Origin of the sequence: Plantibacter auratus, assembly GCF_050587365.1 — a bacterium.
Lineage (GTDB): Bacteria > Actinomycetota > Actinomycetes > Actinomycetales > Microbacteriaceae > Plantibacter > Plantibacter auratus.
Window position 1 is genome coordinate 379,646 of the sequence record NZ_JBOBFV010000001.1, and the last position, 11,949, is coordinate 391,594.

An 11,949-nucleotide genomic window follows, 5' to 3' on the forward strand; every position below is an offset into this window, starting at 1 on the left:
GCACACACAAGGAGCAACGGAGTGTCCGAGCAGAATTTTGACCTGGTAGTCCTGGGAGGCGGAAGCGGCGGATACGCTGCGGCGTTGCGCGCTTCGCAGCTCGGCCTCACCGTCGGCATGATCGAGAAGGACAAGGTCGGCGGCACCTGCCTCCACCGCGGTTGCATCCCGACGAAGGCGCTGCTGCACTCCGCCGAGGTCGCGGACGCATCGCGCGAGTCGGAGAAGTACGGCGTCAAGTCCACCTTCGAAGGCATCGACATCGAGGGCGTCACGAAGTACCGCGAGGGCATCGTCGCGAAGAAGTACAAGGGACTCCAGGGCCTCGTCAAGGCCCGCGGCATCACCACCATCGAGGGTGAGGGCCGTCTGGTCTCCCCGACGAGCGTGCAGGTCGGCGACGACCTCATCACCGGCAAGAACGTGATCCTCGCGACGGGCTCGTACAGCCGCTCGCTCCCCGGTCTCGAGATCGGTGGCCGTGTCATCACGAGCGAGCAGGCGCTGCAGCTCGACTTCGTGCCGAAGAAGGTCGCCGTCCTCGGCGGCGGCGTGATCGGCGTCGAGTTCGCGAGCGTCTGGAAGTCGTTCGGGACCGAGGTCACGATCATCGAGGCACTCCCCCACCTCGTCCCCAACGAGGACGAGGCGATCAGCAAGGCGCTCGAGCGCGCGTTCCGCAAGCGCGGCATCGAGTACTCGCTCGGCGTGCGGTTCCAGGGCGTCACCCAGGACGACTCGGGCGTGCACATCACGCTCGAGGACGGCAAGACGATCGACGCCGAGCTGCTGCTCGTCGCCGTCGGCCGTGGCCCGTCGACCGCCGGACTCGGCTTCGAGGAGGTCGGTGTCACCATCGACCGCGGCTTCGTCATCACCAACGACCGTCTCGAGACGAACATCCCCGGCCTCTACGCCGTGGGCGACATCGTCCCCGGCCTGCAGCTCGCGCACCGCGGCTTCCAGCAGGGCATCTTCGTGGCCGAGGAGATCGCCGGTCTCAAGCCGGTCATCATCGAGGACGTCAACATCCCGAAGGTCACCTACAGCGACCCCGAGATCGCGTCCGTCGGTCTCAGCGAGGCCAAGGCGGCCGAGCAGTACGGTGCCGACAACATCACGAGCTACGACTTCAACCTGGCCGGCAACGGCAAGAGCGAGATCATCGGCACGAGCGGCAACGTCAAGGTCATCCGCGTCAACGACGGCCCCGTCATCGGTGTGCACATGATCGGCGCCCGCGTCGGTGAGCTCATCGCCGAAGGTCAGCTCGCCGTCAACTGGGAGGCCTACCCCGAGGACATCGCGCCGCTGATCCACGCGCACCCCACGCAGAACGAGGCGCTCGGCGAAGCATTCCTCGCGCTCGCAGGCAAGCCCCTGCACGCGCTGTGACGCATTCCGAACACCCCAATAAGCTAGTGAACACACAACAGGTTTCAAAGGAGACAAGGTCATGAGCGAATCCGTCAGCCTCCCGGCACTCGGCGAGAGTGTCACCGAGGGTACGGTCACCCGCTGGCTGAAGAATGTCGGCGACACCGTGGAGGTCGACGAGCCGCTGCTCGAAGTGTCGACCGACAAGGTCGACACCGAGATCCCTTCGCCCGTCGCGGGTGTCATCGAAGCGATCCTCGTCCAGGAGGACGAGACCGTCGAGGTCGGCACCGCTCTCGTGACCATCGGTGATGGTTCGGGTGCGGCTGCTGCCGAGGAGCCCGCGCCCGCCGCGGAACCGGCTGCTGCCGAGCCCGCTCCGGCTGAGCCCGCTCCCGCGGCCGAGCCCGAGCCGGCACCTGCTGCCGCGCCGGCTCCCGCTGCTGCTCCGGCACCTGCTGCTGCTCCGGCTCCCGCTGCTGCTCCGGCACCTGCTGCTGCTCCGGCACCGGCTGCTGCTCCGGCACCCGCTGCTGCGCCTGCTGCTCCGGCTCCCGCTGCTGCTCCGGCACCTGCTGCTGCTCCGGCACCGGCTGCTGCTCCGGCACCCGCTGCTGCGCCTGCTGCTCCGGCTCCCGCTGCTGCGGCTCCGGCCGCTGCTTCGACGCCTGCCGCAGGCGGGGTCGTCAACTCCGGTTACGTCACCCCGCTGGTGCGTCGTCTCGCCAACCAGCACGGCGTCGACCTCAGCACGGTCACCGGCACCGGTGTCGGCGGACGTATCCGCAAGGAAGACGTCCTGCAGGCTCAGAGCGCCGGTGGCGCCACGGAGTCGCCCGCTGCTCCGACGGTCCAGGTATCCGAGCTGCGTGGCACGAGCAAGGCCATGTCGCGTCTGCGCAAGGTCGTCGCCGAGCGCGCCGTCGCTTCGATGCAGGGCACCGCCCAGCTGACGAGCGTCGTCGAGGTCGATGTCACGAAGGTCGCGGCACTCCGCACGGCCGTCAAGGACGAGTTCCTCGCCAAGACCGGCAACAAGCTGTCGTTCCTGCCGTTCTTCGCCCTTGCTGCCAGCGAGGCGCTCCAGACCTACCCGATCATCAACGCCACCGTCGACGGCGACCAGATCGTGTACCCGGAGACGGAGAACCTCGCGATCGCCGTGGACACCGAGCGTGGCCTGCTGACGCCGGTCATCCGCAACTCGGGCTCCAAGTCGATCGCCGAGCTCGGCGCCGAGATCGCCGATCTCGCGCAGCGGACTCGCGACAACAAGCTGCAGCCGGACGAGCTGTCGGGCGGCACGTTCACGCTGACCAACACCGGTTCACGCGGCGCCCTGTTCGACACCCCGATCGTGTTCCTGCCACAGTCGGCGATCCTCGGTACGGGTATCGTCACGAAGAAGCCGGTCGTCGTCACGGTCGACGGTGCAGACGCCATCGCGATCCGTTCGACGGTCTACCTCGCGCTGAGCTACGACCACCGCATCATCGACGGCGCGGACGCTGCACGCTTCCTCGTCCAGGTGAAGAACCGCCTCGAAGCAGGCGACTTCCGCGGCTCGCTCGGGATCTGATCCCGAACCGGCCGCGCCGTGTCCACCGCCTCATCCGGCGGTGAACACCTCCCGCAGACGCCAGCCCGTCTCGCCCCTCACCACGAGGAGCGTGACGGGCTGTCGTCGTCCTGCGGCGGCTTCGTCCGTCTCGGACGGCTCGGCCGTGCCGCGGAGGACCGCCGCGTCGCCCTGACGGTCGACGAGGTCCAGACTCGCCGCATCGATCGATCCGATCCCGACACCGAGGTGCTCGTCGTCGTCGAACGGGGACCCGCGTTCGACGGAGTCCCACACGCACCCCTCCTCCCCCGTCGTGCGGCACTGATCCCGTCGGCGGACGAGCTCGCGGGCCGCGGCCGCCGGATCGTCGCCGGTGACCACGTCGACGGCGTCAGCTTCGTCCGCCGGTGACGTCGGCGTCTCCACCGGCGGCGCAGTACCCGTGACCGGTTCGGGCGCCGGGCCGACCGAACCGGCCGGCGTCGGCGCGATCGCGGTGCTCGGGTCTTCGGACGGCAGGAACACCATCGCAGCCGACACCAGTGCCGCTGCCGCGCCCGCCGCTCCGATCACGAGTCGACGACGTCTCGGGCTGGATTCGACGGACGGCGTCGAGCGGGCCGCGGCCGTGACCCGTGTGCCTCGACCGGGTCGCCAGGCCAGACGACGACGCAGCGACGACGCGGGATGTCGTGACCGACGCCTCGATTCGACTGCGGCTCGTCGGGTCGGCGGGAGCGGAGCGGTCCGCTGGGCGCGATCGGCGGAAGCACGGATGGCATCGGCAGGTGATGCGGACGGCGGGTCGACGCGGTCGAGCAGGACCGGGAGCGGTCGTGCCAGGGCGTGGATCCGCTGTTGCAGTCGGTTGGCGATCTCGTGGTCGGCGAGTTCAGGCACGACGTCGGCCCAGGCCACGGTCGAGGGGGCCTCGTCGGGGTCGGTCGCCTGCAGGACACCGTCCATGAGCCCCGCGAACGCCGTCCAATCGGCAGCGAACGCCGGAGCGGTGCGGCCGAGCCCACCATCGATCGTCTGGTGGTCGACGGGAGCTGCGCCCGACCAGCCGGAGAGGACCGGTCGGCCGTCGTCGGCGAAGCGCACGGCTGAAGCGCTGATCGACCCGTGGCTGATCCCGGAGAGGTGCGCCGCGCGGATGGCGTCGACCAGTGGCGCCAGGATCGTGACGGCCTCACCGGGAGCGATCGACTCCCGGCGGCGCAGCAGTTCTCCCAACGTGCCGCCGGCGAGCCGCTCGACCAGTAGACACGGGAGCCCGGTGGCATCCTCGGCGACGTCGACGAGTCTCACGATGTGCGGGTGGTCGAGTCGGGACAGGATGGCCGCGCGACGCCAGAGGTTGCGTTCGGCGGCGTCCGCCCTCGCTCGGAGCAGCACAGCGTCGCCCGCCGGGGCGGCCTGGTCGGTACGTCCTCCACGCGCGGATCCGGCGTGGGCGAGCACCGTCGAGTAGGCAGTCCACTCCCGGCCCTCACCCAAGCGCCGGACGAGACGACGGCCGGCAACCCGGGTTGTGGTGGCGGACGGGTCTGGCAGTGTTTCCATAGCTCGATCCTCCGACACGGAGCGCCGTCCGACGGCGTCGGCGCACGCGGCTGTGGACAAGGTCCCGCGGCGGCGGCCTGTGGAGCAGAACGCAGCATCAGGAGCCTCCGTCACCGGCTATCCTGGGAGCATGGCTCAGAAGGACGCGCCCCCGGCGGCGCAGAAGGAACCAGGGCGGATCAAGCAGCTCTGGCAGGTGTTCCAGCTCACCCGTCGCCACGACAAGGCGGCGCAGTGGTTGATGCTCGGCGGCTTCATCCTGCCGGTGCTCATCGGTGTCGCGGTCGCGCTGCTGTTCTCGGCGGGCAACATCTTCGCGCTCGTCATGTGGATCATCGCGGGTGTGCTCGCCGGTATCCTCGCGGCCCTGTTCATCCTCACCCGGCGCGCGGACAAGGTCGTCTACACGCAGATCGAGGGTCGGCCGGGCGCGGTGGGCCAGGTGCTCCGTGCTGCTCCGCGCTCGTGGCAGACCAGCGAGATGCCCGTCGCCGTGAACCCGAAGACCCAGGACGCGATCTACCGGGCCGTGGGCCGTGGTGGCGTCGCACTGATCGCCGAAGGACCCCGATCGCGGACCTCGCGTCTGCTCGAGGACGAGAAGCGCAAGGTCACCCGCATCCTCCCGAACGTGCCGATCACGGTCTTCCACGTCGGCCCCGACGCCGACTCGGTGCAGCTCCGTCAGCTCTCCGGCGCCCTCCGGAAGGTCAAGAAGTCCTTGACCAACCCCGAGGTGCTCGCTGTCAGCAACCGTCTGTCCTCGTTCGGTACGCAGCTCCCCATCCCGAAGGGCGTCGACCCGATGCGGGTCCGCCCGCAGCGCGCGCGCTGACCCACCCACACCGCTCGGAACACCTCGCGGTACGGAAAGAACGGCCGCCCTCCTGATGGAGGGCGGCCGTTCGCGTTTCCGGCTGCGTTCAGCGCACCCGCAGGAGCACCGTGCCGGCGACCTTGTCGTGGAAGCCGCGCTGGTCCGAATCCCAGACGAGCGCCGGGACGAGCACGCAGAGGAGCACGGTACGCACGGCCGGCCGCCAGAGTCCGACCCAACCGCCGGTCAGCGGCATGAGGCGCATGCCGCACAGGCGATGACCGAGACTGCCGCCGATGGTCGGGATGAACACGAACTGCATGATGGCGAAGATCACGAGCGTCGCGGTTGCGTCGTAGGCGAAGAACGCGACGGAGAGGACGACGGCCAGGGCCCAGTCGATGACGAGCGCGGTGATCCGCCGACCGACCCGCGCGACCGATCGGACGCCGCTCTCCGGGAGTCCGAGGCGTTCACCGGGGAAGGCGCTGGGAGGAAGCTCTCCGAAGGTCCGTGGATTCTGCGGGGTGTGGGGCACTGTGCCATTCTATTCGGGCGGGGATTCTCGTAACATCCACGAAACATGGGTGTCATGGCGGGGTAACCCCCTCCCCGTAGTCTCACAGATGGCTGCGCTGTGCAGCCTCCCTGTACCAACCCCATTTGGAGCCATTCACATGTTCAGTGATTCTTCCGAAGTGCTCAAGTTCATCAAGGACACCGATGTCAAGTTCCTCGACATCCGCTTCACGGACCTTCCCGGCGTGCAGCAGCACTTCAACATCCCGGCCAGCACCGTCGACGAGGAGTTCTTCACCGTCGGCCAGCTCTTCGATGGTTCGTCCATCCGTGGCTTCGCCAACATCCACGAGTCGGACATGCAGCTCATCCCGGATGTCTCCACCGCTTACATCGACGCCTTCCGTGCCGAGCGCACGCTCATCATGGTGTTCGACATCTACAACCCCCGCAACGGCGAGATCTACTCCAAGGACCCGCGTCAGGTCGCCAAGAAGGCTGAGAAGTACCTCGCCTCGACCGGCATCGCCGACACCGCGTTCTTCGCCCCCGAGGCCGAGTTCTACATCTTCGACGACGTCCGGTACGAGGTGAACCAGCACTCGAGCTTCTACTCGGTGGACTCCGAAGAGGGAGCCTGGAACACCGGCCGCGCCGAAGAGGGCGGCAACCTCGGCAACAAGACGCCGTACAAGGGTGGCTACTTCCCCGTCAGCCCCGTCGACAAGCAGGCCGACCTCCGCGACGACATCAGCCTCAAGCTGATCGACGCCGGCCTCATCCTCGAGCGCGCGCACCACGAGGTGGGCACCGGCGGCCAGGCCGAGATCAACTACCGCTTCGACACCATGGTCGCCGCGGCGGACGACATCCTCAAGTTCAAGTACATCGTGAAGAACACGGCCGAGCTGTGGGGCAAGACCGCGACCTTCATGCCGAAGCCGCTCTTCGGCGACAACGGCTCGGGCATGCACACGCACCAGTCGCTGTGGAGCGACGGCAAGCCGCTCTTCTACGACGAGAACGGCTACGGCGGCCTGTCCGACCTCGCCCGCTGGTACATCGGTGGCCTGCTGAAGCACGCCCCCGCCGTCCTGGCGTTCACGAACCCGACGGTGAACTCGTACCACCGCCTGGTCCCCGGCTTCGAGGCTCCCGTCAACCTGGTCTACTCGGCCGGTAACCGCTCGGCGTCGATCCGTATCCCGATCACGGGCACGAACCCGAAGGCCAAGCGCATCGAGTTCCGCGCGCCCGACGCGTCCGGCAACCCGTACCTCGCGTTCGCCGCTCAGCTGATGGCCGGCCTCGACGGCATCAAGAACCGCATCGAGCCGCACGAGCCCGTCGACAAGGACCTCTACGAGCTTCCCCCCGAGGAGGCCAAGAACATCCCGCAGGTGCCCGCATCGCTCGGCGCTGCCCTCGAGGCACTCGAGGCGGACCACGAGTTCCTCCTCGCCGGCAACGTCTTCACGCCGGAGCTGATCGAGACCTGGATCCAGTACAAGCGCGAGAACGAGATCAAGCCGCTGGCCCAGCGCCCGCACCCGTTCGAGTTCGAGCTGTACTACGGCGTCTGACGACACCTGCTGCACCGCGAACCGCCCGTCATCCTCTCGGATGGCGGGCGGTTCCGTGTGGTCGAGGCGATCGGCTCAGATGCCGTAGAAGCCGTGCTCGAAGACCGTCCGGGCGCGCCGGGTGGCCGCGAGGTAGTCCTGTTCCAGGAGACTCGCCGATCCGGTCGGGTACTCCAGGAGTCGCGCCACGCCTTCGAGCTGTTGTCGGTCGCTCGGCAGCACGTCCTGCGTCTTGTTCAACCACAGCGTCATGGCCGAGCGGATCCGCGACGCCAGGATCCAGGCCTCACGGAGTCGTTCGGCGGACTCCCGGTCGACGAGATCCGCCTCCACCGCCGCGTCGAGCGCTCGGAGCGTCGAGGTGGTTCGCAACGACGTCACCGCCGCGCCGTGCTCGAGTTGGAGGAGCTGCACGAACCACTCGACGTCGCTGAGCGAGCCGCGCCCGAGCTTCAGGTGTCTCGTCGGGTCGGCGCCCTGCGGCAGCCGCTCGTTCTCGACACGTGCCTTGATCCGCTTGACCTCGCGGACGGACTGCTCACTGATCGCGGCTGGATAGCGGACCGTGTCCGCCACCTCGGTGAACGCTTCGATGAGCTCGGTGTCGCCCACGACTCCGGCGGCGCGGAGCAGCGCCTGCGCCTCCCAGGTGAGGGACCAGCGCGCGTAGTAGTTCCGGTAGGAGTCGAGGGAGCGCACGAGCGGACCGTTCTTCCCCTCGGGACGGAGGTCGAGGTCGAGGTCGAGCGGGAGCCGGGCGTCCTCGCTCAGACGCTTGAGTTCTGCGGCGATCGCTCCGGCCTGCCGCTGTGCGTCCTGGGTGTCGACCCCGTCCTTCGGCCGGAACACGTAGAGGACGTCGAGGTCCGAGCCGAGGCCGAGCTCTGCGCCGCCGTAGCGGCCCATGGCGATGATGGCGAACTCGATGTCCGCGCCGAGGCCGCCGATGCGTCTGACGGCGCCGAGGAGCCCTGCGAGCGTGGCCGTCGACACGTCCGTCAGTCCGGCTGCGAGGCCCTGCACGTCCAGCATCCCGACGGTCGACGACATCGCCAGCCGGAGGACTTCGCGTCGCCGCACCGCGCGGATGGCGGCGGCTGCGGTGTCCGGTGAGTCGTGTCGTCTGAGGATGGCGGCGATCTCCTCGCCGAGCGCGGACGACGATCGTGGGAGGAGGTCCTCGTCCCCCGCGAGCCAAGCGGCCGACTCGGGGATGCGGTCCATGAGCTCGCCGATGAACCGGGACCCCGAGAGGACCCGCGTGAGCCGCTCGGCCGCGCCTGAGGAGTCGCGGAGCATCCGCAGGAACCAGTGTGACTCGCCGAGGGACTCGCTGAGCCGCCGGAACGCGAGCAATCCGTAGTCGGGGTCGGCGCCGTCCGCGAACCAGCCGAGCATCACGGGGAGCAGATGCCGCTGGATGTTGGCGCGTCGAGACACACCGGCGGTGAGCGCCCCGATGTGGGCGAGCGCGCCGCGGGGGTCGACGAAGCCGATCGCCGCGAGTCGCGCCTCCGCCTGACCGCTCGTCAGACTCAGACCGCTCTCGGGCAGGGCCGCGACCGCCGAGAGCAGCGGACGGTAGAACAACCGCTCGTGCAGCTGCCGGACACCGTGCTTCGTGGCCTCCCAGCGCGTGACGAGGGCCTGTGCGGTCGTCGCGAGCGTGCTCGACCGGGCCAGGGAGCGGAGCGACGGCTCGTCGCGCGGCATCATGTGCGTGCGCTGCAGGCGCGTCAGCTGCAGGCGGTGTTCGAGCACACGGAGCAGGCGGTAGTCGTGCGCGAACTCCTGCGCCTCGGCTCGACCGATGTATCCGGCGGTCGCGAGGCCGTCGAGGGCGGCGAGGGTTCCGCGTTGATGCACGGAGTCGTCGAGCTGTCCGTGGACGAGCTGCAGCAGTTGGACCGTGAACTCGATGTCGCGGAGCCCGCCCGGGCCGAGTTTCAGTTGGTAGTGGACGTCCTCCGCCGGAATGTGTTCGGTGACCCGTTCGCGCATGCGCTGCACGGATTCGACGAAGCCCTCGCGGGACGCACTCCCCCACACCTTCGGCTGCACCGCCTCGATGTAGCGGGCACCGAGCTCGGGATCGCCGGCGAGGGCCCGTGCCTTGAGGAGGGCCTGGAACTCCCAGCTCTTCGCCCAGCGGTCGTAGTAGACGAGATGCGACTCGAGCGTGCGGACGAGGGCGCCGGCCTTCCCCTCCGGACGGAGGTTCGGATCGACCTCCCACAGGCTCGGCTCGAGACCAGCCTGTCCGAGACCGCGCATGGTGAGGACCGCGAGCCGGGTGGCGATCTCGACGGCACGCCCGTTGTCGAGCCCGTCCTCGTCGTCGCCCGAACCCTCACCGACGAAGATGACGTCGACGTCGGAGACGTAGTTCAGTTCTCGTGCGCCCGCCTTGCCCATGCCGATGATGGCGAAGCGGGTGGCCGCGACCTCCTCGCGCGGGTACACGCCGGGCCCCCTCGGGCCGCTCGTCTGCGTGCGTGCGACGGCGATGGAGGCCTCCAACGCACCCGCTGCGAGGTCGGAGAGGGCACTGGCGACCCGGTCGAGCACGACGATCGGGTCCGGGGCGCAGAGGTCGAAGAGGGCGACCTCTGCGAGCAGTCGGCGGTAGACCACGCGGATCGCGTCCCAGGCAGGCTCCTCGACGATCGCGGCGAAGCCGTCCTCGGCACCGACGCTCGCGAGCAGTTCGTCGCGCGCCTCCTGCAGCGTCGGGACGCGGGTGACCGGCAACTCGAACACCGACAGCTGGTCGGGGTGGCGGAGGAAGAAGTCGATGAACCCCTGCGAGGCGCCGAACAGTCGGAACAGTCGCTCGGCCGAGGCCTGGTCCGCCAGGAGCGCCGACAGCTCGTCGGGTGACTTCCGACCGACCATCAGCACACCGACCAGCGCGGCGTCGGGGTCGGCCGCGACGGCGAAGGAGGGCGACAGCGACGCCGGGTCGAGCTGGACGAGCTCGGCGAGCTCGTCCAGCCGGTCCCGGGCCTCACCCAGACCGGTGAACCCGAGTCGGGCGAGCGTGCTCAGAGAGATGTTCTCGCGGACCATGCGACCGACCGGTCCCCTCGTCTAGAGCATCTCCAGGTTGCTGGCCAACTCGAAGGGGGTCACCTGGGCCCGGTACTCGTGCCATTCCTGTCGCTTGTTCAGCAGGACGTAGTTGAACACCTGCTCGCCGAGCGTCTCCGCCACGAGTTCGGAACCCTCCATCAGGCTGACCGCGCGATCGAGGCTGGCGGGCAGGGCGTTGTATCCCAGTGCCCGACGCTCGGTGTCGGAGAGGGTCCAGACGTTGTCCTCAGCCTCCGGCGGGAGCTCGTAGCCCTCCTCGATGCCCTTCAGCCCAGCGGCGAGCATGAGCGAGAAGGCGAGGTACGGGTTGGCGGCGGAGTCGATGGCGCGGTACTCGACCCGAGCGCTCTGGCCCTTGTTGGGCTTGTACAGCGGCACGCGCACGAGTGCGGAGCGGTTGTTGTGGCCCCAGCAGACGAAGCTCGGGGCCTCGGACAGCTTGTTCGGACCGACGCCACCCCAGAGTCGCTTGTAGGAGTTCACGAACTGGTTCGTCACCGCGGTGATCTCCGGAGCGTGCGTCAGGAGTCCGGCGATGAACTGCCGGCCCGTCTTCGAGAGCTGGTACTGCGCACCCGCCTCGTAGAAGGCGTTCGAGTCGCCCTCGAACAACGACATGTGCGTGTGCATGCCGCTGCCGGGCTGGTGGACGAGCGGCTTCGGCATGAACGTCGCGTAGACGCCCTGCTCGATCGCCACCTCCTTCACGACGGTGCGGAAGGTCATGATGTTGTCGGCCGTCGTCAGGGCGTCGGCGTATCGCAGGTCGATCTCGTTCTGGCCGGGGCCCGCCTCATGGTGGCTGAACTCGACGGAGATCCCGAGGTCCTCGAGCATCCGGACGGAACGTCGACGGAAGTCGTGCGCGGTGCCACCGGGCACGTTGTCGAAGTAGCCCGCGGAGTCGACCGGCTCCGGTCCGTCGACGCCGTACTGCGAGGACTTCAGCAGGTAGAACTCGATCTCGGGGTGCGTGTAGAACGTGAACCCCATATCGGCGGCCTTCGCCAGGGTGCGCTTCAAGACGTTCCGCGGGTCGGCGACGGCGGGCTGGCCGTCAGGCGTCGTGATGTCGCAGAACATGCGCGCCGTCGGGTCGATCTCGCCGCGCCACGGCAGGATCTGGAAGGTCGTCGGATCGGGGTGGGCCAGGAGGTCCGACTCGTAGGAGCGGCTGAGCCCCTCGATCGCCGATCCGTCGAAGCCGAGGCCCTCGGAGAACGCGCCTTCCACTTCGGCCGGGGCGATCGCGACGGACTTGAGCGTCCCGACGACATCGGTGAACCACAGCCGGACGAACTTGACGCCCCGCTCCTCGATCGTGCGGAGAACGAAGTCGCGCTGCTTATCCATCTGCCCCTCTTCCTTCGGCCGGCGGCCCGTGTCTAGGCTACTGGCTCCGTCCCCGTTCCCGCTCATCAGCGCGCGCCGGG

At 68.7% G+C, this 11,949-nt stretch carries 8 protein-coding genes; 4 read left to right on the forward strand and 4 right to left on the reverse strand.

The genetic code is table 11. The features are described 5' to 3' along the window. The first annotated feature begins 21 nt into the window (after positions 1-21). Both lpdA and ACQ3HE_RS01785 read left to right on the forward strand, forming a co-directional pair. Positions 22-1,395 carry a dihydrolipoyl dehydrogenase gene (gene lpdA, locus ACQ3HE_RS01780; RefSeq protein ID WP_430891023.1) on the forward strand — a complete coding sequence of 458 codons (1,374 nt, stop codon included), beginning with the start codon at positions 22-24 and terminating at the stop codon, positions 1,393-1,395. 61 nt (positions 1,396-1,456) lie between these two features. Beyond that, positions 1,457-2,956 carry a 2-oxo acid dehydrogenase subunit E2 gene (locus ACQ3HE_RS01785; protein ID WP_430891024.1) on the forward strand — a complete coding sequence of 500 codons (1,500 nt, stop codon included), beginning with the start codon at positions 1,457-1,459 and terminating at the stop codon, positions 2,954-2,956. Between the two features lie 30 nt (positions 2,957-2,986). On the opposite strand, the gene ACQ3HE_RS01790 is transcribed toward ACQ3HE_RS01785, so the two are convergent. After that, entirely contained in the window at positions 2,987-4,504 is a 1,518-nt protein-coding gene (locus ACQ3HE_RS01790; RefSeq protein WP_159878713.1) for a protein kinase domain-containing protein, read from the reverse strand. Between the two features lie 130 nt (positions 4,505-4,634). On the opposite strand from ACQ3HE_RS01790, the gene ACQ3HE_RS01795 reads away from it, so the two are divergent. Next, on the forward strand, positions 4,635-5,339 hold the full coding sequence (locus tag ACQ3HE_RS01795; protein ID WP_071260054.1) for a DUF4191 domain-containing protein: 705 nt from the start codon (positions 4,635-4,637) through the stop codon (positions 5,337-5,339). Positions 5,340-5,427: 88 nt separating this feature from the next. On the opposite strand, the gene ACQ3HE_RS01800 is transcribed toward ACQ3HE_RS01795, so the two are convergent. Beyond that, complete coding sequence (locus tag ACQ3HE_RS01800; protein ID WP_079705872.1) at positions 5,428-5,859, reverse strand: RDD family protein; 432 nt, start codon at positions 5,857-5,859, stop codon at positions 5,428-5,430. Between the two features lie 139 nt (positions 5,860-5,998). Between ACQ3HE_RS01800 and glnA the strand changes: the two genes are divergently transcribed. Continuing rightward, complete coding sequence (glnA, locus tag ACQ3HE_RS01805) at positions 5,999-7,423, forward strand: type I glutamate--ammonia ligase (protein ID WP_056005986.1); 1,425 nt, start codon at positions 5,999-6,001, stop codon at positions 7,421-7,423. Between the two features lie 75 nt (positions 7,424-7,498). Here glnA and ACQ3HE_RS01810 read toward each other — a convergent pair whose 3' ends face one another. Both ACQ3HE_RS01810 and ACQ3HE_RS01815 read right to left on the reverse strand, forming a co-directional pair. Further along, positions 7,499-10,492 carry a bifunctional [glutamine synthetase] adenylyltransferase/[glutamine synthetase]-adenylyl-L-tyrosine phosphorylase gene (locus tag ACQ3HE_RS01810; RefSeq protein ID WP_430891026.1) on the reverse strand — a complete coding sequence of 998 codons (2,994 nt, stop codon included), beginning with the start codon at positions 10,490-10,492 and terminating at the stop codon, positions 7,499-7,501. Between the two features lie 21 nt (positions 10,493-10,513). Further along, positions 10,514-11,869 carry a glutamine synthetase family protein gene (locus ACQ3HE_RS01815; protein ID WP_079705870.1) on the reverse strand — a complete coding sequence of 452 codons (1,356 nt, stop codon included), beginning with the start codon at positions 11,867-11,869 and terminating at the stop codon, positions 10,514-10,516. Positions 11,870-11,949 lie beyond the last annotated feature (80 nt).